This window comes from Pantoea sp. X-Soil-ISGK-285, assembly GCF_059730815.1.
Map to the genome: position 1 here is coordinate 3,240,522 of NZ_AP035938.1, position 21,754 is coordinate 3,262,275.

Annotated in this window: 21 protein-coding genes; 2 read left to right on the forward strand and 19 right to left on the reverse strand. The window is 46.8% G+C overall.

Going from position 1 to position 21,754, the window contains the following annotated elements:
- Positions 1-163: 163 nt before the first annotated feature.
- The 6 genes from AC6I8B_RS15310 to AC6I8B_RS15335 all read right to left on the reverse strand — a co-directional run bounded on the left by AC6I8B_RS15310 (position 164) and on the right by AC6I8B_RS15335 (position 6,456).
- Complete coding sequence (locus AC6I8B_RS15310) at positions 164-613, reverse strand: hypothetical protein (RefSeq protein WP_497817504.1); 450 nt, start codon at positions 611-613, stop codon at positions 164-166.
- Between the two features lie 382 nt (positions 614-995).
- Positions 996-1,409 carry a hypothetical protein gene (locus AC6I8B_RS15315; protein WP_497817505.1) on the reverse strand — a complete coding sequence of 138 codons (414 nt, stop codon included), beginning with the start codon at positions 1,407-1,409 and terminating at the stop codon, positions 996-998.
- Positions 1,410-1,496: 87 nt separating this feature from the next.
- A complete protein-coding gene (locus AC6I8B_RS15320) occupies positions 1,497-1,919 on the reverse strand; it encodes a hypothetical protein (protein WP_497817506.1) in 423 nt (140 codons plus the stop codon).
- Entirely contained in the window at positions 1,900-3,729 is a 1,830-nt protein-coding gene (locus AC6I8B_RS15325) for an integrase (protein ID WP_497817507.1), read from the reverse strand. The genes AC6I8B_RS15320 and AC6I8B_RS15325 overlap by 20 nt, the downstream gene beginning before the upstream one ends.
- Positions 3,722-5,254, reverse strand: a complete 1,533-nt coding sequence (locus AC6I8B_RS15330) for a site-specific integrase (protein WP_497817508.1) — start codon at positions 5,252-5,254, stop codon at positions 3,722-3,724. The genes AC6I8B_RS15325 and AC6I8B_RS15330 overlap by 8 nt, the downstream gene beginning before the upstream one ends.
- Positions 5,254-6,456: a tyrosine-type recombinase/integrase gene (locus tag AC6I8B_RS15335; RefSeq protein WP_497817509.1), complete on the reverse strand. Its 1,203-nt coding sequence runs from the start codon at positions 6,454-6,456 to the stop codon at positions 5,254-5,256. Before AC6I8B_RS15335 ends, AC6I8B_RS15330 begins: the two co-directional genes overlap by 1 nt.
- 488 nt (positions 6,457-6,944) lie before the next feature.
- Here AC6I8B_RS15335 and AC6I8B_RS15340 point away from each other — a divergent pair, with 488 nt between their 5' ends.
- On the forward strand, positions 6,945-7,685 hold the full coding sequence (locus tag AC6I8B_RS15340; protein ID WP_497817510.1) for a hypothetical protein: 741 nt from the start codon (positions 6,945-6,947) through the stop codon (positions 7,683-7,685).
- A 112-nt stretch (positions 7,686-7,797) separates the two neighbouring features.
- Here the strand turns inward: AC6I8B_RS15340 and AC6I8B_RS15345 are convergent, their stop codons facing one another.
- Together AC6I8B_RS15345 and AC6I8B_RS15350 are read right to left on the reverse strand one after the other, a co-directional pair.
- Positions 7,798-8,397: a hypothetical protein gene (locus AC6I8B_RS15345; protein ID WP_497817511.1), complete on the reverse strand. Its 600-nt coding sequence runs from the start codon at positions 8,395-8,397 to the stop codon at positions 7,798-7,800.
- Positions 8,394-9,863 carry a tyrosine-type recombinase/integrase gene (locus tag AC6I8B_RS15350; protein WP_497817512.1) on the reverse strand — a complete coding sequence of 490 codons (1,470 nt, stop codon included), beginning with the start codon at positions 9,861-9,863 and terminating at the stop codon, positions 8,394-8,396. Before AC6I8B_RS15350 ends, AC6I8B_RS15345 begins: the two co-directional genes overlap by 4 nt.
- Before the next feature lie 157 nt (positions 9,864-10,020).
- Between AC6I8B_RS15350 and mutS the strand changes: the two genes are divergently transcribed.
- Positions 10,021-12,582 carry a DNA mismatch repair protein MutS gene (gene mutS, locus AC6I8B_RS15355; RefSeq protein WP_497817513.1) on the forward strand — a complete coding sequence of 854 codons (2,562 nt, stop codon included), beginning with the start codon at positions 10,021-10,023 and terminating at the stop codon, positions 12,580-12,582.
- A gap of 139 nt (positions 12,583-12,721) precedes the next feature.
- Here the strand turns inward: mutS and rpoS are convergent, their stop codons facing one another.
- The 11 genes from rpoS to cysN form a co-directional block, all read right to left on the reverse strand.
- Entirely contained in the window at positions 12,722-13,714 is a 993-nt protein-coding gene (rpoS, locus tag AC6I8B_RS15360; protein ID WP_003849090.1) for an RNA polymerase sigma factor RpoS, read from the reverse strand.
- Positions 13,715-13,771: 57 nt separating this feature from the next.
- Positions 13,772-14,872, reverse strand: coding sequence for a murein hydrolase activator NlpD (nlpD, locus tag AC6I8B_RS15365; RefSeq protein ID WP_182500768.1), 1,101 nt, complete (start codon positions 14,870-14,872; stop codon positions 13,772-13,774).
- Positions 14,873-15,034: 162 nt separating this feature from the next.
- Complete coding sequence (locus AC6I8B_RS15370; protein ID WP_010248537.1) at positions 15,035-15,661, reverse strand: protein-L-isoaspartate(D-aspartate) O-methyltransferase; 627 nt, start codon at positions 15,659-15,661, stop codon at positions 15,035-15,037.
- Entirely contained in the window at positions 15,655-16,416 is a 762-nt protein-coding gene (gene surE / locus AC6I8B_RS15375) for a 5'/3'-nucleotidase SurE (protein ID WP_003849099.1), read from the reverse strand. The genes AC6I8B_RS15370 and surE overlap by 7 nt, the downstream gene beginning before the upstream one ends.
- A 191-nt stretch (positions 16,417-16,607) precedes the next feature.
- Entirely contained in the window at positions 16,608-17,648 is a 1,041-nt protein-coding gene (gene truD / locus AC6I8B_RS15380; protein WP_033786729.1) for a tRNA pseudouridine(13) synthase TruD, read from the reverse strand.
- Entirely contained in the window at positions 17,645-18,127 is a 483-nt protein-coding gene (ispF, locus tag AC6I8B_RS15385; protein ID WP_010248541.1) for a 2-C-methyl-D-erythritol 2,4-cyclodiphosphate synthase, read from the reverse strand. The genes truD and ispF overlap by 4 nt, the downstream gene beginning before the upstream one ends.
- Positions 18,127-18,843, reverse strand: coding sequence for a 2-C-methyl-D-erythritol 4-phosphate cytidylyltransferase (ispD, locus tag AC6I8B_RS15390; RefSeq protein ID WP_122889665.1), 717 nt, complete (start codon positions 18,841-18,843; stop codon positions 18,127-18,129). Before ispD ends, ispF begins: the two co-directional genes overlap by 1 nt.
- Positions 18,844-18,846: 3 nt before the next feature.
- Entirely contained in the window at positions 18,847-19,164 is a 318-nt protein-coding gene (ftsB, locus tag AC6I8B_RS15395) for a cell division protein FtsB (RefSeq protein WP_010248545.1), read from the reverse strand.
- A gap of 177 nt (positions 19,165-19,341) precedes the next feature.
- Entirely contained in the window at positions 19,342-19,662 is a 321-nt protein-coding gene (locus tag AC6I8B_RS15400; protein WP_010248547.1) for a DUF3561 family protein, read from the reverse strand.
- Positions 19,663-19,716: 54 nt separating this feature from the next.
- Positions 19,717-20,322, reverse strand: coding sequence for an adenylyl-sulfate kinase (gene cysC / locus AC6I8B_RS15405; RefSeq protein WP_013358869.1), 606 nt, complete (start codon positions 20,320-20,322; stop codon positions 19,717-19,719).
- Complete coding sequence (cysN, locus tag AC6I8B_RS15410) at positions 20,322-21,749, reverse strand: sulfate adenylyltransferase subunit CysN (RefSeq protein ID WP_010248552.1); 1,428 nt, start codon at positions 21,747-21,749, stop codon at positions 20,322-20,324. The genes cysC and cysN overlap by 1 nt, the downstream gene beginning before the upstream one ends.
- Positions 21,750-21,754 lie beyond the last annotated feature (5 nt).

The window sequence follows — 21,754 nt, forward strand, 5'->3', positions numbered from 1 at the left end:
TATTATTCATGCTTTTATTTTATACTCCATCCGCATTAATGATCCTGTCCTTCAACAACAAATTTTACAAGAGTGAACGTTACCCTGAAACAATAGAATATTCGAGCAAAGCGATATTAATAACATCTATACTCACAACAACAGCGATTTTTTTCATAGCATTTTATTCATTATTTGAACTAACTTCAAAAAACACATGGACCTTATTCGCAATAGCGACTCTAGTGAATTTATTTTGCTTGTATTTCTTTAATAGAAAGTTTTTAAAAGGTGGTGTTTTATATAACAGAGTAGCTTTATATAAATATAAATGGTATTTATTATTCACTTCGTTGTTAATTGGAGTGATAGCTATTACCCCTATGACTGCCCTATCCTTATTTATCCCTTTAATTAAAATTAATGATGATTCATCTCCTGAAAGTCTTGCAAGTGTAGTTCTTGTTTCATTAGCTATTATAATTATGTCGCAGATCCCGGCAACATTATTTCTTCGAAAAAAAGAAATACCCTCATCGTTTAAGAGATCATGTTTATCGATTGGAATATCTCTTCTATTATTAATTCCGATATCTTTTGTAATTAAACCAATCCCCATAATGATAATAGACATTTCAATGAAATTATCAGGAGTGACCGACTTTAGAGAACATAACTATACAATCAACTCTAATGATTACCCTGTGGAAATTTTTAATTATCCAAAATGGGATATACAAAAAAATGTCGCAAATAACAATTATACTATTAAAGGCGTCACCTTTTTTTCATACAAAAATATAAGCCTGGTTTGCCCAGTCGATATCAAAAAAACATATAAGGAAGCAAGAAAATTTTCAATATTCGACAAGGATTTTGATGAGAACACCTTAACTAACCTCGATAAAAAGATGCAATCATGTTTCGTCTTCGACAAAAGTAAAATTATTCAGTGGAATAACCCAACCTAAAAAAAAGGATCGTAATTTTATTTCTGTAATTACGGTCCTTAACATTTAAATTTGCCTTAGTTTACTTTTTGTTGATTTTTCTTTCATCGAAAATGAGTGTTGTTCAAAACTAACTTTCTGTTGCTTAAATATTTTTTCAACATCGTGATCATTCCATATTATATATTCAACAATGAATCTATAATAATAAAGAACTCTTTCCAAACTAACTGTATCAGGTATTGTATGAAAATTAGGGCTAAGCAATGCAGATGAGAGAACAGCAATAATATTACTCGGCCCTTTCAAATGAGGATTTTCATAGTCCTGATGATACTTCAAAAAATATCCTACACAGAAAAGGTAGGCATCTTTCACAATCTTTTCTTTGTTACACTGAGACTCATCATACCTAATTATAAACCTATTAAGTAAAATCAAAAACCTCTGATCTGGCAAATATCTTTGTAATCCATTCATAGTAAGCATCCTTGCTAGTTTGTCATCCGTGACATATTATTTATAACGTATTCTATTTTAAAATCAACTTTTCTCACCTTAATAACATTACTCTTTATGAGATTTTTCTCTATCAACTGGCATCAGTGGGGCATTTAATTGATGTTCTTTAATACCATGTTTGTAAGCATTAAACTGCCATATTATGAACTGTTGTTTTAAAACCCTAACTTCTTCTTTGAGCGATTCATTCTTTAATTGCAAATTTTTTATCTGCTGTGAAGCAATGTTAAGATTTGCAGGTCTTTTAACTTCGGATACTCCAGATTTTATGTTTTTCTTTTGAAGTTCAAAAGCCCTTACTATCTCTTTATGCTGACTAAGCGATTGTCTTGTCGGTCTCTTACCCAGAAGCTCTGTAAGAGAGTCACAAAGGTTTTCCCAGGTAAATTTCCCTTGCCTCAAACTCTGCCATCCTGCTATAGAATTTATAATTATTTGTAGATCTTTATTAGTTAAGTGTTTGGCCATTATTGTTCTCCTTGTTAGTTATCTTGTCATCCTTCTTCATTTCTAAAATACGAGACAAGTGTGAAAAACCGTCACCATGTGTTCTTATAAGTGAACCATCAGGTAGTTCGGGATTTTCCATCAATGCAACAATCCCCTTCACTCTTTCAAGTGTCTTGGTTTGATGCTGATACCACTTGTCAGCTCCAAGTTCCTCTTCACTGATAGCTTCTTTAGCCTTATCAACGAGGTCTTCGGTCGTATCAAGTAAGGACCTGAGCCTTTCGAGTTTCTGCTTCTCACCTTTGACACATACCTGCTCACTACAGTTGATACAATCAAAGTATTTGCTACAGGGAGCAAAAGTATAATCATGTACACAATATCCATACTCTGTAGTATGAACAGCACCATGCTCTAACTTATTTTTTAATTCATGAATAGTTGAAATTTCAAAGTTCTCATTCATCTCACTATCGCAGGGAATTATGTTATTTTGATTAATCCCCAAAGCTTTCACTTTTTCAATCATTTCATCTTCAGTGATGTGGTTGTAAACTCTGTTTTGTGTGACTGATACTCTTCCTGACCACTTTGCTATGTCCAGTTCTCCAAGGCCTCCTCTCTGGGCGAGAGTGTTGAGTAAATGTCTTGCTTGATGAGTTCTGAGAAATAATGGGTTATTATCCTCATCGTGATAACCATGCCTTTCGAAAAGATTCTTATGCTTACTGATTTTTGAATAGCCTAACTCTTTGGAGAAGAAGGTATTTGTTATCTTAAACAAATCATTACCAGTTTGACGTTTCATGCTGAGCTGATTATCGAATAGAGCACAAAGAGCATTACTGAAGCGAACATCCTTTTCCTTATCAAACCAGATTTCTCCGCCTCCTTGTTTTTTCATCTCTTCCTCAAGCATCTTACTTCTTACTCTTGAATTTTCAGATAACTTTAACAATCTCTTAATTGCAAGTCTGGCAGTAGGAACCATAATTTCAGGTATCCACTTAATGTTTTCCCCAAAACCTTTCAATGAATAGAATCTCAGGCCATAGCATTCCTTTCCTTCCCTGTTCTTTTCAACAATTTCACAATCAGCTCTAAGTGATAATATTTCAGTTATACGACTGGGTGCGCACATCAGCAATGCAAACACTGAAGTAACAAACAGGTCTCTTTCGTGAAGGTCATAATCATGCATAGAAAAGATCTCACCAATTGCTCGTAATGCTTTTTCATTAGGCAGTTTCGCTAATCTGGCATTGTCTGCATTATCAGAGATCGACAGCCTTGATTCAGGTGGTCTGATGTAACTACTCCACTTCATTAATCCACAATTAAGGAATTCTTTCTCATTCAGGAAAGCAACCAATCTCTCCATAAATTTACCATAACTATATGCAACTCCTTTAGTGTAGTTTTCATTAATGTCGGACAAGCACTCATCGAGAATGACTGGGTTTAGTGATTTTATATCCCCAGACCCAGTAACAAATAATAAATTCTTTTCAATCACCCTGAGCACAATTGGAAAAGTTAGTTTATCAAATCCTTTAAGATTAGAGCAAAAAATATAAGCTACATATGATTTGCAAAATCCAATGTAAGATGAATCAAGATCTTCTGCTTTACTGAACGAGTCCAACTTAACATTCTTCATCTTAAATTTAGAAAATTTAAATATTTTCTTCCAATGATTACTCTCCCAGTTGTTATCAAGTAGATTGCCACTTAGTTGTTCTTTGCAATTCAGAATAAATTCGTTAAGATTTTTCTCTGCTAAGATTTCTGCTTTATTCCTCAAATTAACTATATCACTTTCATTCATATCTATTGCTCCTTTGTAATTTTAAAACCTCACATTTTTTTACTACTTCTTCGACAGCCATTATTGTTCTGTCTAATGTTTTACTCATAGTCTCATCATTAGTATCAGTCATGATTCTTTCTCTTTTTTTTAATAAATGATTTCGTAGTTCAATATGTGGTGCATTAATAAATGGGCGAAAGTGATGGCAGGTATAACAAGGGACTGGAACATTAGCCTGACATGATTTACAACCACCACATGCTCCAGTGACATCACCTGATAAATCCCTTACTGCTAATTCATTTTTCTTTATTGAGTCATCACCCTGAATTTTACCTTGGAAAAAACCAGCATATTTTTGCATTTGATTTCCCACTGCTTCATCAATTCTTGCAACATGATCAGCATTAAATTCAACGTATACACCCGTATATTTAGTTGTAGAGTGATCTAATAGTTCTGCAATAACTAATTCGCTGGCACCTTCTCTCGCAGCTCTTGTGCCTACCGTATAACGAAATCGTCGAGGGTTTACATTTAATCTTTCATAAGTTCTTTCCGAAATAACATTTTCTGTTTCAGCAATAAAACTAAGTGTATTATTTATCTTTACAGAGTATTCGTGAGCTTTATCCGATACAAATATCTCTCTCAATTCCTTATTGATTTTGAAGCTTTCTAACTTTTGCATTGATATAAATAGCGGTGTATTTTCAATCTCTTTGTTAGTTAGCTCTCTTTTAAGTATGCTACGAGTTTGCTCAAGGCTCAAATCACACTGCTTACGGAGTAAATCGTATAATTCTTTTGTCACTTGAAAATTTCTGTAAGCTTCCCTGAATCCCAAGCCTTGTTTTATCCTTGGAATGCTAATGACATAAGAATAGCTATTCTCATTTACTTTTAACCTTCTTATATCAGATACCTTCATCTGTGAAATCTGTAGTGGCCTTCTTCCAGTTGCGCTTATCAGCAAAGCCATTGCTAATTGTGTAATATCTATGTTCCCCTTGTCATATGCTCTATAGCAAGCTTCAAGAAAAGATTGTAATTCGATATCAGTAAATGGGCCTTTAACTTGATCTCTTCTTCTTACAACTTCTCCTTTTTTATTGTCAGGGATTATCAATTTACACAAGAAATCATATGCATCTTCATCTATTCCAGAGTAGCCCAATTCATACCATTTTTTTATGAGTATCCTTACCGATGACATAATATTATTATTCTTGCCATCAGATCCTCTAAACTTCACAAGGGAAAACTCATCAACTCGCTTTGGATCTACAATTGCAATAAACCTCCTGAAATTATTATTTATTACTTTAACTGAAGCAGGACTTAACTCACAAGCCAGATATTTAAGCACCTTTAAGTATCCTTCCATTAATTCTTTATCAATTACATCCTTGACCATTTTAACATTTACCGTCACATTTCGGCTTAGCCTCCATGCCTCATCATTTAGGGAAAAGTAATAACCTTTGGTTTTAGCTTCATAAGCGCTCTCATTATCTTCACTATTAACATATACTTTTAACATTATACACCTCCTCTATTGATCATATCTTTCTGCATATTCAGAGCTAACTCTGCGGCCTTGTTTTCGGTGAATCTTCTGTTATAAGTAGAAGCAGTCCCCGAACCCTCTTTCCAGCCCATGAGTAAAGACCTCATTTGTTCTTGCTCATATTGATTAGGTGGACTCTCCATGCGGTCCATCTTTGAAGAAAATTCATAATTCCAGGTGTGTCTTAATTTATGCCCTGTCATTTTGCAAAGTTCGGGGCAAGATATTCTTAAGGCATTAATGATTTTATGATATGCCTGAATAGATAATGGTTCTCCAACCGTATTTCCCTTTTTATGACAAATAAAAAGATAACCATTATCCTTTTTCATTCTGTGCTTTCTTCTTTCGACTTTAATATAATTGGAAATTTCCTGACTTAAGTCATCAGATATAGACAACTTTCTACTTAATGTTTTAACGAGCGGTTGTTTAATCCTTGAGTCATGAGGATCATCAGCTCTTCTGTTTATAAAAATTGTCTGAGAACCTATATCAATATCTTCGATTTTGATGTTTAGTAGCTCTCCTGCCCTCAATCCCAAGTTATAAAGAATCAGTATCATTAGTCTATTTCGCCTTTGAACATCAGAATTAAATGGATTCATTTCTGAACCTATTTTCAAAATCTCAAACAAAATATTAATTTGATTTTGATTGAGGTTTCTATCTTTTGCTGAATCTTGTTTCCTGAATCTGATCTTAGGTCTATGACTTTTCAATTTCGCAATGAACTTTTCGATAAGTTTGTGATCTCTTTTATAACTCACTGTGAAGAAGTCACATAACCATTCAAGATATTTAATAATTGCTGTTAATCTGAAGTACTGAGTATTACTATTAACCCTGCACCCACTATCAAGACTTGCAACCTTCTCTTTTTTCATTCTCTTAGTTATAAATTCTTTTAGTCCATCAATCTCTTGAAGATTAAGAAACTCTGCTGCTCTGATCCTTGCCTCTATATCTATCTTCTTAAAATTTAAAAACCTGTAAAACAAAGCTATACTCGCTGAATGTAGCTCAATAGTTGAAATAGATTCGTTCTTCTTTCTTAATTCTGATGATATATATAAACACGGATAATAAAGTGGCACTTTTGAAACTTTATCAGTGATTATGCAACATCTCTCCCCTGTATCCATTTTTATTGTATTAGTTACTATTCTATCCATATGTCTCCTTATTTTATTTACATTATTTCAGTTCCAGTTTTGTCTAAAAAATCTTGCAAAATAGGTATATGTATAACCTACATAGAAAATGACCTATAAGTATATTGCAAAGAAATTATTGTCTTTTACTTAAAAAAATCAGTAATATCAAGTGGATCTAAATCATTTATTGCATTTATGTATAAGGTAGATAGAAGGTATATTCTATTTACCTTATACTGACTTTTCGTTACTCCATCCCTTGTTATATCTGATATCTCCAATATTATCGTAAAGTATTTTGCAATATTGCTGTTTAAAAACCTTATAAATATTGCATTTTCAGAATCTTCTTCATTAAAGAATATTATTTGTTTTAACTCTTTTTATGTTATTGTCAACCCCCTCCTTAAATACTCATTAACAAGAAATTAACAAATAAGTTTACATAATATGTGTTTTTTTAGTATCATTGTAATTATCATTTATTGACATCCATTTGAGGTTATATGAGTTTTCGCACAATGCTCCCCAAAATAGGTTTTATTGTGGCAATTTTGTCAGGACTAGCAACCTTTGGCGGTTTCGTTCGCGACCTAAATAAACCGTCACCTAATTTAAATGTTAAGATTGATGAAAACGCTTTTAACATCCCTACACAATATATTGAAAAAATCGTAAAATTCCACAATTTAATTAGTTATGAGAAAATTCATGATTCAATAGATGAGATTGTAATTAATGGAAGCTCTATTGAAAAAGACATTTTAACAAATAAAATAATTAGTTTAATGTCTACACAGTTCTCACCTCCATTCGAAAAAAGTATTTTCGAATATAAGAAGCAATATTTTATTGATATTACAAATACTGGTGGTGTTATTGCTAAAGATGTTTATGTGGATTATCCTGAAAAAGTGCTATTAAGTACAAGAGATGATAACGATAACTATTCTAATAACGACACGCTTGTATCCAGCTTAAAAATCCCCTCAATAAGACAAGGAGGTAGGTATTTAATATGGGTTTGGACTAAGAATGATAAGTTTGATGTTAGTGACATAAAGATTGGAACTACTGATCAGGTCGCCAAACTATCGTTTGGTCAAACTTATTATGGCAAAACTGGGCAGATTATAAGTGCAATTCAAGATAACCTTGTTTTATTCTTTGGGTTGTTAGCATTGCTGGTTGTACTATTTGTATACTCGCTTTCGATAGTAATATCACAACTTATTGATAGCGAATGAATTTAAAACAGGCAACTGGGTTCGTTGCCTGTTTTAGGCATCATATGTCTTAGAATTCGTGAAGATTTATATAATATAATCTATTAAAAACACCCTTGCGTATGATACCAAATCATGAATATTTATTAACGGTCTTTAGAGCCTGATTCAAATCATGTTTTTCTTGTTGAGCAACTGAGTTTAATATGGTTCGGTTCAATACATAAACCAAAACCGAATGCCATTTTTTTCTTTCCTCGGTAAAAGACCATTTTTCTAATAATACATCGTTGACACATATCCAGATGATTTGATAGTCATTGCTGATAAGAAAATCTTTGAAAAAGTCGTCTTCGATACATAAAGCGTGACCTATAACTATCTGTGATTTGAAAATCCAGAATGGCTGTGGTTTTGTTAAGTCAGATAAAGTAGAAAAGGTTAACCCCCTAACCTGAGCAGCTTGTATGGTGCTACTTACTCTATGATTGTTTCTCCAAGCACGAAGATCGCCAAGTAAATAATTTACTCTCTGATTTCTGGCTTTGCTTTCAGAGGATTGATACTGCACATAGGGTGGCCCATCACCATTCTGGCGATAACGAGCAAGGGTTTTAACACTTACTCCTAAATACAGTGCCGCTAAGTCCACACCAATGGTGGCATCATCCGGCATGTCACCAAACAAACTCCAGACCTCTGACATCTCTCTCAAGGTTTCAATAGCACTCATGCTTGCTTCCCAGAATATTCAAGTATTGGTGGGTATTTTGCTGAAGCCAGTAAATTATTATATAAACTTGGCGCAGTCATCAGTATATGTAGCTCAATCCGCTGTAGTGCCTCAAATACTCGGTTTTTGTCCGGTTCAGCATACCTCTCGGTAGGATCGGTTGTGTTACGGTGATTCAGAAGCTTCTTTACAACAGCATAGGAGCCAATCTCTTCAGCGATCCTGCCAAAGGTTCTTCTCAGGTCATGAGTGCCTAACTTAGCGATTCCGGCTTCTGCACATAGGTATTCCCTAAGTGTTTTACTATCACTATAGTGCCCGCTTTTGCTTCGAGGTGATCGTGCTGGAAACACCCATTTTCTGCGACTCGCTTTTACTTCCTTATCAAAAACGATATCCCTTCTTTGCTCTAACAAACATCTGACAGCATCACAGATGGGAAGCTCATGATTCGTCCTGTTCTTGGTATCAAAGAAGAAAATTTTCCTATTAGCCAAATCGACATAGCTTGTAGACTTTGCTTCTTCTGCCGATAGCTCTTCTCTCCAGCAGAGCGAAGCCGTTTCTTCCTTTCTCGCTCCCAGTAACACCGTTAGTAGAAGGTAATCGCAACCAAGGCGGTTGAAGCTTCTTTTGTTATGTAGTGCATCAAGAAATTTACCCAATGTATCTTTTGTGGAAAGCGGATTTCTCACACCTTTTGATTGATAGCTTTCTTCCAGTTCAGAGCGACTACGGTATTTCTTTTGCACTCTGAGCACAGTGAATGGGTTGTAAGTGAGAACAGGCAGTCGTTGCTGGCTCTGTGCATTCATCGCTTCTACATCGATAGAATGTTGAACTGCCACATTTGCCCATCTGAAAGTCTGCTCGGCCGTCGTTCTGGTCTTTGAGGCTATCTCATCAAACTTCTTGAGAATGAGGCTTCCTGTGAGGTCACGGACTCTATACCGCTCCCACTCTTTAAGCTTCTGTTCAGCTTTATCAAGCACCCGGATCGAATTTGGTTTTGCTGGTTTGCTTCGTCCTAAGAGGTGCTGACGATATTGAGCAAAAATCTCACTGAGAGTTAGCTCTGCGATATCAGCTTCTCGTTTAACTGTATTTGGGTTTCTTTTAGTAGATTTCATCGATTGTGCGTAGGTTCTCGCAACTTCACGAGCCTGATCAATCGATGCAAAATCCGATACATTACCTATCGTCGCTCTGATTACCTGTGAAGGTGACTTGCCCTCTGAAGGACTTCTGTCCCCTCCTGATACTCTTCTCTGGATGATATAGGTCTTCTTTGTTGCACTGATCTTTACACCAAAGCCTACGGGTGAATCACGGTGGCTGTCAGTGATAAGATACGGCTTACCAGAAATGTTAGGCACATACACAACTCGTCCGTCTGAATCTAACTCAGGTTTGGTTTCTATCGATAACTTATTGATAATTATTGATTGATTCAGAGTCATCTTCACTGTTGTTGCCTCATGTATACCAGAAGAGCCATGTTGTATTCTCGATAGTAGCTAGAATACATCTGGCATACAAATTTTCGGATTTAGATGGATTTATCAGGGTTTCAAATGGGGCCACTTGAGTACTTCTAAAGCCATAAAAATGAGTTAATTCAATATGAAAGAGTCTACAGATAAGGACTTTTCAACCCATACGCCAATGATGCAGCAGTACCTGCGTCTCAAGGCGGAGCATCCTGACATTCTGCTGTTTTACCGTATGGGTGACTTCTACGAGCTGTTTTATGACGACGCAAAACGTGCCTCGCAGCTGCTGGAGATTTCACTCACCAAGCGCGGTGCGTCAGCGGGCGAACCGATCCCGATGGCGGGTGTGCCCTATCATGCGGTTGAAGGTTACCTGGCTAAACTGGTGCAGTTGGGCGAATCCGTTGCCATCTGCGAGCAGATAGGCGATCCGGCGCTGAGCAAAGGCCCGGTCGAACGCAAAGTGGTGCGCATCGTTACCCCAGGTACCATCAGTGATGAGGCGCTGTTGCAGGAGCGGCACGACAATCTGCTGGCGGCGATTGTGCAAAGCCCGCGCGGTTTTGGCTACGCCACGCTGGATATCAGCTCAGGCCGTTTTCGCCTCAGCGAACCTGCCGATGCTGAAACCATGGCGGCAGAGCTGCAGCGTACCAATCCGGCGGAGCTGCTCTACCCCGAAGATTTTCATGCGATGTCGCTAATCGATCAGCGACGCGGCCTGCGACGCCGTCCGCTGTGGGAGTTTGAGATCGACACCGCGCGCCAGCAGCTGAACCTGCAGTTCGGCACCCGCGATCTCAATGGCTTCGGCGTGGAGAATGCGCACCTCGGACTGAGCGCGGCGGGCTGCCTGCTGCAGTATGTTAAAGATACCCAGCGCACCACGCTGCCCCACATCCGCTCGCTGAGCATGGAGCGGCAGCAGGACAGCATCATCATGGATGCGGCCACCCGCCGTAATCTGGAGATCACCCAGAACCTGGCAGGCGGCACCGACAACACCTTAGCGGCGGTGCTGGATAAAACGGTCACCCCGATGGGTAGCCGGATGCTGAAACGCTGGCTGCATATGCCGCTGCGCGATGCGCGCATCATTAACCAGCGTCAGGAGTCGATTGCTGAGCTGCAAAATCTCAGCGACGTGCTGCAACCGGTGCTGCGTCAGGTCGGCGATCTGGAGCGAATCCTGGCTCGCCTGGCCCTGCGCACCGCACGTCCGCGCGATCTGGCTCGCATGCGTCATGCGTTTCAGCAACTGCCGGAACTTAACCAGCTGCTGGCCGATGTTGAGGCGCCCCAGTTGCAGAAGCTGCGCACGCAGATGGGCGAGTTCACTGCGTTACGTGAGCTGCTGGAACAGGCGGTGATTGAGTCACCGCCGGTGCTGATCCGCGACGGCGGAGTCATTGCGCCCGGCTACAACGCGGAGCTGGATGAGTGGCGCGCACTGGCAGATGGCGCAACCGACTATCTAGACCGGCTGGAGATCCGCGAACGCGAGAAGCTGGGACTGGATACCCTGAAGGTCGGCTTTAACGGCGTGCATGGTTATTACATTCAGGTGAGCCGCGGACAGAGCCATCAGGTACCGATGCACTATGTCCGTCGTCAGACCCTGAAAAATGCTGAACGCTATATCATTCCGGAGCTGAAAGAGTACGAAGACAAAGTACTCACCTCCAAGGGTAAAGCGCTGTCGCTGGAAAAAAGCCTGTATGAGGCGCTGTTCGATCAGTTGCTGCCGCATCTTGAAGCGCTGCAGTTGAGTGCCGCCGCGCTGGCAGAGCTGGATGTGTTAAGCAACCTGGCAGAACGTGCCTGGTCCCTGAACTATTGCCGCCCGGTATTGCAGGATAAAGCCGGGATTAAAATCAGCGGCGGACGCCATCCGGTGGTGGAACAGGTTCTGAAAGAGCCGTTTATTGCCAATCCACTGTCACTGGCACCCCAGCGCAGAATGCTGATTATTACCGGCCCCAACATGGGCGGTAAAAGTACCTATATGCGCCAGGCAGCACTGATTGCGCTGATGGCATGGATTGGCAGTTTTGTTCCTGCCGATGAGACGCTGATTGGCCCGCTGGATCGCATCTTTACCCGTGTCGGTGCCGCTGACGATCTCGCCTCCGGGCGCTCGACCTTTATGGTTGAGATGACCGAAACCGCTAACATCCTGCACAACGCCACCGAAAACAGCCTGGTGCTGATGGATGAGATTGGACGCGGAACATCCACCTACGACGGTTTATCGCTCGCCTGGGCCTGCGCCGAAAACCTGGCGAACCGTATCAAGGCGATGACGCTGTTTGCCACCCATTATTTCGAGCTGACAACCCTGCCGGAAAAAATGGAAGGCGTGGTTAATGTCCATCTGGATGCCGTTGAGCATGGCGACACGATCGCCTTTATGCACAGCGTCCAGGAGGGCGCGGCCAGTAAGAGCTATGGTCTGGCGGTGGCGGCGCTGGCCGGCGTACCCAAAGAGGTGATTAAGCGGGCACGCAATAAGCTGAAGGAACTTGAGACCGTTTCAAACCACTCCGCGTCATCGACGGTCGATGGCTCTCAGCTACCGCTGCTGGTTGAAGAGACCTCGCCTGCCATGGAGGCGCTTGAGGCGCTGGATCCGGATACGCTGACACCGCGTCAGGCACTCGACTGGATTTATCGTCTTAAATCGCTGGTCTGATATTACATCCCGTACATCGCACCGCGTTAATGCGCGGTGCGATGCTTGCTCGCCCGCAAATCACTTTTCTGCAGACATAAAAAAAGCGATGGTTTTCACCATCGCTTTTCGCATTCAAACTCAGATTTACTGTTAACGATTATTCACGAAACAGTGCTTCAATGCTGAGGCCCTGCGCCTGCAGGATTTCACGCAGACGGCGTAAACCTTCAACCTGAATCTGGCGTACACGCTCGCGGGTTAAGCCGATTTCACGACCCACATCCTCAAGTGTTGCCGCTTCATAGCCCAACAGGCCGAAACGACGTGCCAGCACTTCACGCTGCTTGGCGTTCAGTTCGAACAGCCATTTAACGATGCTTTGTTTCATATCATCGTCCTGCGTGGTGTCTTCCGGGCCGTTGTCTTTTTCATCGGCCAGAATATCCAGCAGCGCTTTTTCAGAATCACCGCCTAATGGCGTATCAACCGAGGTAATGCGTTCGTTGAGACGTAACATGCGGCTTACGTCATCAACCGGTTTATCAAGCTGCTCTGCGATCTCTTCCGCACTCGGCTCATGGTCGAGCTTGTGGGAAAGTTCACGCGCAGTACGCAGATAAACATTCAGTTCTTTCACAATGTGAATCGGCAGACGGATGGTACGGGTTTGATTCATGATCGCCCGTTCAATGGTCTGACGAATCCACCAGGTGGCGTACGTTGAGAAACGGAACCCGCGCTCCGGGTCAAATTTCTCTACGGCGCGAATCAGGCCGAGGTTACCTTCTTCAATCAGGTCCAGCAGGGCTAAACCACGATTGCTGTAACGACGAGCGATTTTCACCACCAGGCGTAAGTTACTTTCGATCATACGGCGACGGGAAGGGATATCACCCCGCAATGCACGGCGAGCGAAGAAGACTTCTTCCTCTGCCGTTAACAACGGAGAATAGCCAATCTCCCCGAGATAGAGCTGCGTCGCATCTAACACACGTTGCGTCGCACCCTGTGATAGCAACTCTTCTTCCGCTACGTCGCTATCACTGGCTTCATTTTCAACGAGTGCCTTCTCATCAAAAATTTCAGCTCCGTTCTCATCGAATTCCGCGTTCTCATGTAACTCGTTTACTTTCAGCGTATTCTGGCTCATAAGCGGCTCCTACCCGTGATTCCAGGGCAGAACATAAACCTGTTTTGTTCTGCCGGATTATCGCTGCGGTAAATAACGCAACGGGTTTACGGATTTCCCCTTGTAACGAATTTCAAAGTGTAATCTGACTGAACTGGTTCCGGTGCTACCCATGGTAGCGATCTTTTGCCCCGCCTTAACTTCCTGTTGTTCCCGGACCAGCATTGTATCGTTGTGGGCGTAGGCACTCAGGTAATCATCGTTGTGTTTAATGATGATTAAATTACCGTAACCCCGGAGTGCGTTACCTGCGTAAACCACTCGTCCTGAAGCAGTGGCGACCACAGATTGTCCGCGCGTCCCGGCGATATCGATACCTTTATTGCCACCTTCGGCGGCAGAGAAGTTATCGATGATCTTCCCGTCAGTCGGCCAGCGCCAGCTTCCGACCGGCGTTGAACTGTTGGTTGTACTGCTAACCGTTGGGGGTGCGGTAACGACTGGAGCTGTTGTCGTTGCAACATTTGCTCCATTCGAAGGCAACATTTTGCTGCCACCCGAATTACCTGAATCATCAGAATACGTAATAACAGGTTGCTGTGCAACAGCAGGCGATTTAATTTGTGGCGCCGCCGGAACGCCGCCCTGCGTTGCATCAGCAACGGTAATGGGATTGCCGCCAGTAATCGGCTGACCCGACCCATTGCCAATCTGCAGAGTCTGGCCGACATTCAGGCCATATGGCGCAGGAACATTGTTGCGCTGGGCTAAATCACGGAAATCGTTGCCGGTAATCCAGGCGATGTAAAACAATGTGTCGCCACGCTTAACGGTATAAGTTTCACCGGAGTAGCTACCTTTAGGAATGTTCTGATAACTGCGATTGTAAACAATCCGGCCATTCTGCGTCTCAACATTGCTGTTGGTACTAATCATTCCACCATTAGCGGGGGCAGATGCTGAATTTTTGCTTAACATTTGTCCCTGGGCTGGCGTGGCAGGAACGCCGCCTGAACTCGTGTCTGCTCCAGACTGGTTAGTGTTCATGCCGCCATTATCGCCAACGCGACTGATGGGTGCCTGTGAGTTGTCGCTGGAGCTGCAGCCTGCCAGCCAAAAACCTACCAGTGAAAGCGCCGCCAGACGGCGTAACTGAAAAAGTGTGCTTCCCGTGCTCATTAATCCCCCGTGATGGCAACTCTGATCTATCTGTTTCACTGTATCTGCCAGCAGGATACTCTGCGCGGCGCGATAAAATCTGCGTTTTCGATGAATAAACTGGATAGTAACAACATCAGGTACGTGGTGCTATGAAACAGTTGTGAAGAAATACGAAGAGGGTCAGGCCAGATCGCCCTGCACCAGCGGGACAAAACGCACTGGTTCGATGGTCTCTTCCATCACCTCTTCGCCCTGACGACGCAGGCGCTTCAGTACCTGCTGATCTTCACCAACTGGCAGCACCATGATGCCGCCTTCTGCCAGTTGTGCTATCAGCGCAATCGGAATTTCAGGCGGTGCAGCCGTGACGATGATGGCATCGAAGGGGCCACGTGAAGGCCAGCCCTGCCAGCCATCACCATGACGGGTTGAGACATTATGCAGATCCAGCTGTTTCAGACGGCGCTTGGCCTGCCACTGCAGCCCTTTGATGCGTTCCACTGAATAAACATGGTCCACCAGGTGGGCAAGAATCGCCGTCTGATAACCTGAACCCGTACCAATCTCCAGCACACGCGAATGCGGATTAAGCCCGAGCAGCGCGGTCATCCGCGCGACCATGTAGGGCTGTGATATCGTCTGACCGGAGCCGATGGGCAAGGCAACATTGTCCCAGGCTTTATGCTCGAACGCTTCGTCGATAAAACGTTCGCGCGGCACCTCGCTGATGGCTTTCAGCAGGTTTTCATCATCGATGCCCTGCTGACGCAGTTGTGACAGCAACGTCTCAATACGCCGATTCACCATGCCAGGTTCACCTCAGCTTTAGCCAGCCAGTCACTGAGAACGTTCTGCGCGCTGTGCGCCGTTAAATCGACATGGAGTGCCGTGACAGAGACGTAGCCCTGATCCACGGCGGCGAAGTCTGTATCCGGGCCCGCATCCAGTTTTTCGCCTGGCGGACCAATCCAGTAGAGTGTATTGCCACGCGGATCCTGCTGCGCAATCACCTGATCCGCCGGATGGCGGCTGCCACAGCGCGTCACGCGGATGCCTTTGAGTTCTGACAACGGCAGATCGGGAACGTTGATGTTGAGAATGCGGCCAGTGCGCAGCGGTTCATGCGTCAGCGCCCTGAGCAGAGCGCAGGTCACGGCCGCCGCGGTGGCGTAGTGCTGATGGCCGTTGAGCGAAACCGCGATAGCCGGCAAGCCAAGATGTCGCCCTTCCATCGCCGCCGCCACCGTGCCGGAGTAGATCACATCATCGCCCAGATTGGGGCCGGCATTGATGCCCGACACCACAATGTCGGGACGCGGCTGCATCAGCGCATTCACCCCCAGATAGACGCAGTCGGTCGGCGTCCCCATCTGGACGGCGATATCACCGTTTTCATGGGTGAAGGTGCGCAGAGGCGTTTCCAGCGTTAATGAGTTCGAGGCACCGCTTCGGTTACGATCGGGGGCAACAACCTGCACGTCAGCAATCTGCCGCAGGGCTTTCGCCAGAGTCTGAATGCCTGGCGCATGAATGCCGTCATCGTTACTGAGCAATATCCGCATTTCGTTCTGACCTTTTTTTATTCGACTGGTCGCCGTGACGGAACCTGTTTTAACGGCATGGCAACAGGTGAGGAATGGACGGCGATTTTTGCATTCTAGCGAGGCGCGCAAGGAAGTGGTAGGCGTAAATCACACGACGGTGGGGGTTTGCCGCAACATTACCCACACTGCGGGTCAGGTTGCGGCGAAGATTACTCATCAATCTGATCGGGCGAGTCCGCGTGGGTCAGCAGCTCACGGACCACGCTGGTGGCAAAGCTGCCCGCTGGCAGCCAGAATGCCAGTTCCAGCGTGACATCATCCCACCAGCTCCACTGCATATCGCGCGGCACCACCAGCATGGCACGGCGTGCAGCATCAACCTTCTCACGTTCAATCAGTCCCAGCAGCAGCGTCTCATCAGCCAGCGCCTGCTGTTCAAAGGCCAGCGCGTCAGCCTGCGGGCCAGGCTCGCCCCGTCCCGGCAGCGGCGCGGTGATGCGCAGCTCATGCTGCTCAACCCGGCGCTGTGACTCTGCCAGTTCATCAGGCTGCGCGACAAACCAGCTGCCTCGTCCGGTCAGCTGCAACGCGTCGCCGTTGAGCACCTGAGTCAGCCTACCCTGCTGTTGCAGACGCGCACTGGTCACCTGATTAAACAGCGCACTGCGCGCGGCAGAGAGCATCAGGCTGCGCTTGTTGCGGTCGCGAATAATGATCTCATTGCGCGCCCACTTTTCTGCCATCACGAGGTTATTGCCGCCGCGACCAAAACGCTGTTCACCAAAATAGTTCGGCACGCCCGCATCGCGAATCTGCGCCAGACGCGTTTCAACTGCATCACGGTCACTGATCTGGCGGATGATCAGCCGAAACGCGTTCCCCGCCAGTGCGCCGATGCGCAGCTTACGTTTGTGGCGCACCGCCTGCAGAATCTCGACCCCTTCCAGCTCAAAACCGCGCAGATCGGGCATAGCATTACCCGGCAGGCGAAAACAGAGAGTCTGTTCCGTCACCGCATGGCGATCTTTCATTCCGGCATAACTCATGTCGCGCTGATGAATACCGAGATACTTCGCCAGTGCCTCAGCCACAAAGCGGGTATTGGCCCCCACTTTACGGATGCGCACCAGCAGGTGCTCACCTTCACCATCCGCGCCATAACCGAGATCTTCAACCACCACGAAATCTTCCGGATTGGCTTTGATCACGCCGGAGGCCACGGGTGTGCCGTGCAGGTAATTCAGCATCATTGGCTGTCAGCTTTCAGGACTAACGCCACCGCTTCACAGGCGATGCCTTCGCCGCGCCCGGTAAAGCCCAGCTTCTCGGTGGTGGTCGCTTTGACGTTGACCGCATCCATATGGCAGCCCAGATCTTCTGCAATATTGATCCGCATCTGTGGCACGTGCGGCAGCATTTTCGGTGCCTGAGCAATAATCGTGACGTCGACATTACCGATGCGATAGCCTTTGGCTTCGATACGGCGCCAGGCCTCACGCAGCAAGCCGCGGCTGTCCGCCCCTTTAAAGGCCGGATCGGTGTCAGGAAACAGCTTGCCGATATCGCCCATCGCCACTGCGCCCAGCAGCGCGTCAGTCAGCGCGTGCAGCGCCACATCGCCATCCGAATGGGCGATAAAACCCTGCTCAAACGGGATCCGCACACCGCCAATCACTAACGGACCCTCTCCGCCAAAGGCGTGAACGTCAAAACCGTGACCGATACGCATCATGCGCTCTCCTTTAATTGAATCTGACTCAGATAAAAAGCCGCCAGCGCCAGATCTTCTGGCCGGGTGACTTTGATGTTATCACTGCGTCCGCTGACTAACAGCGGGTGGTAGCCGCAATACTCCAGCGCCGAGGCTTCATCGGTGATGGTCGCGCCTTCTGCCAGCGCCCGCGTCAGGCAGGCGGTGAGCAGCGCATGAGGGAAAAATTGCGGCGTTAAGGCGTGCCAGAGATCATCGCGCTCTACGGTATGGGCCACCGCGGCTTTGCCCGGCTCGCCCCGTTTCATGGTGTCACGCACTGGCGCGGCCAGAATCCCGCCAACGTGGCTCTGTTCACGCACGTTGAGCAGTTGCTGGAGATCGTCGGGATGCAGACAGGGACGCGCGGCGTCATGGACCAGCACCCAGGCGGAACCCTGTGCGGCCTGCAATCCGGCCAGCACCGATTCGGCGCGGGTCTCTCCGCCTGTCACCCTGAGCACGCGCGGATCGCGTGCCAGCGGCAGTGAAGCGAAGTGCTGGTCATCAGAACTGAGGGCGACAATCACCTGTTTGATAGCGGGATGGGAAAACAGACGCGCAATGCTGTGTTCCAGAAGGGTGTGCTGACCAATCGTCAGATACTGCTTCGGACAGGTTGCCTGCATGCGGCTGCCGATCCCGGCAGCGGGCACCACGGCAATCACATCCGCAAGGGAGGCCAGAGTGTTCATGTTTTATCGTTGTTGGTTAAGCGCTGCTTGTTGCGCGTTGCGTTTGTTCTGGTCAGGCACCAGACGATAGAAAGTCTCACCGGGCTTAATCATGCCCAGTTCATTGCGTGCACGCTCCTCGATCGCTTCCGAGCCGCCATTGAGATCGTCAATTTCGGCAAACAGCTGATCGTTTCGCGATTTCAGTTTGGCATTGTTTGCCTGTTGCACCGCGACATCATCATTGACGCGCGTATAGTCATGGATGCCATTTTTCCCCAGCCACAACGAATATTGCAGCCAGCCAAGCAGCACCAATAACAGTAACGTCAGTTTTCCCATCCCGCCCCCTAAAAACGGCCCAATCATCCCATAACTTTGCACAGGACTCCACACCAGCGGAGAAAATGGCGCGCTTTGCTGCGCGTCTGCGCAAAATATGAATCAGTACCGATTCAGACGGGAAAAGATTTGTAACCTGCCGATGCGTTTGCACATCAGCGCGGGCGCGCTGAGGGCTTACCAGCCGGAGAGAAAAGAGAACATTAACCAGAAGAGCGTGACCACCATGATCACCGTGGCGAGCGCGGCCCACAGCCACTGTCCACTCAGCAGCGTATTCAGCGCGATACCCGTGACCACCGCAACCGGCAGCAGCGCCAGAAAGAATGGCCAGGTATAAAGAAAGAAGAACAGCGTGTTAGAGCCGAACAGCAGGAAAGGGATCGCCAGCGCGCACCAGTAAGCGAGAAAGCCGATAACGCCGCCCGGCAGCAATGAGCGCGGCTCATCCGGGGAGGAGTCATCTTTTCGAGCGAGCATTGGGGTAATGTTCTGCATAGGCATCCTGTTGGCGCGAGGGCGGCAAATCAGAAACGATTTGCCGCTGTCTCTTCAGGATCTGATGATATCGCGGTCACGCAGCAGGTCTAACAATTGGGCGGCGAGTTTTGTAACCAATTGTTCGCCATCCAGCTGGATTTCCGGGCTATCGGGCGCCTCATAGACGCTGTCGATGCCGGTGAAATTACGCAGTTCACCGGCGCGCGCTTTGCGATACAACCCTTTCGGATCACGCGCTTCACACACGGCTAACGGCGTATCGACAAATACCTCGATAAACTGTCCCGGCTCCAGCAGATCGCGCACCATCTGACGCTCGGCGCGATGCGGCGAAATAAAGGCAGTGAGCACCACGAGTCCGGCATCCACCATCAGTTTCGCCACTTCACCGACGCGACGGATATTCTCTTTACGGTCATCATCGCTGAAACCGAGGTCACGACAGAGGCCGTGACGCACATTGTCACCATCCAGCAGATAGGTGCTGACGCCGATGCGGTGCAGCGCCTGCTCCAGCGCACCGGCAACGGTGGATTTCCCCGAGCCCGAAAGCCCGGTAAACCACAGCACCACGCCCTGATGGCCATGCTGCTGTTCGCGTGAGGCGCGTGTCACCGGATGATCATGCCACACCACGTTATCGTCGTGCTGAGCCATTACTGACCGCCCAGCAGGTCGCGCGCATTCCAGTGTGGGAAGTGGCGGCGCACCAGCGCATTCAGTTCCAGCTCAAACGCGCTGAACTCGCCGGTATTAACCGGGGCATCATGGTTTGGCTGATGGATCATGCCGGCACCCACGGTGACGTTGCTCAGGCGATCGATAAAGATCATGCCGCCGGTTACCGGGTTTTGCTGATAGCTGTCGAGTACCATCGGTTCATCAAAAGTGATCTCAATGCGACCGATACCGTTCAGCGGCAGCGTATCGACCTGACGCGTCTCCAGCGAGTTGATCTCGACCTGATGCAGCACCTTCTCTACCCGGCCACGGGTTTTCTTACCGGCGATTTTCAGGTCATAGCTCTGACCGGCCTGCAGCGGCTGCTCTGCCATCCAGACCACGTCAACGCTGGCAGACTGAACCGCTGCCAGCTCTTCACTGGCATCCACCAGCAGATCGCCACGGCTGATATCAATCTCATCCTGCAGCACCAGGGTAATCGCTTCGCCTGCACCCGCTTCCTGCAGATCGCCATCGAAGGTCACAATTCGGGCAATGGTCGACTCCACGCCAGAAGGCAGCACTTTAACGCGCTGGCCTACCTGCACGCTGCCCGACGCCAGGGTGCCGGCATAGCCACGAAAATCGAGGTTCGGACGGTTGACATACTGCACCGGGAAGCGCATCGGCTGATGATCGACGACGCGCTTCAGCTCCACGGTCTCCAGCACATCCAGCAGCGTCGGGCCGCTATACCACGGCATGGTCTGACTGGCAGAGGCGACGTTATCCCCTTCCAGCGCCGACATCGGCACAAAGCGGATATCGAGGTCTTCCGGCAGCTGCGCAGCAAAGTCGAGGTAATCCTGTTTGATCTGCTCGAAGCGTTCCTGGTTGTACTCCACCAGATCCATCTTATTGATCGCCACCACCAGGTGTTTGATCCCCAGCAGCGTCGAGATAAAGCTGTGGCGGCGGGTCTGATCCAGTACGCCTTTACGCGCATCGATCAGCAGGATCGCCAGATCGCAGGTTGACGCGCCGGTCGCCATGTTACGGGTGTACTGCTCATGTCCCGGCGTGTCGGCGATAATAAATTTACGCTTTTCGGTCGAGAAGTAGCGGTAGGCCACATCAATGGTAATGCCCTGCTCACGCTCAGCCTGCAGACCATCCACCAGCAGCGCCAGATCGAGCTTCTCGCCCTGGGTGCCGTGACGTTTGCTGTCGTTGTGCAGCGATGAGAGCTGATCTTCATAGATCTGACGGGTGTCGTGTAGCAGACGCCCAATCAGGGTACTTTTTCCGTCGTCAACGCTGCCGCAGGTCAGAAAACGCAGCAGGCTCTTGTGCTGTTGCGTGGTCAGCCAGGCTTCAACGCCGCCCTGGTCGGCAATCTGTTGTGCAATTACGGTATTCATCTGGC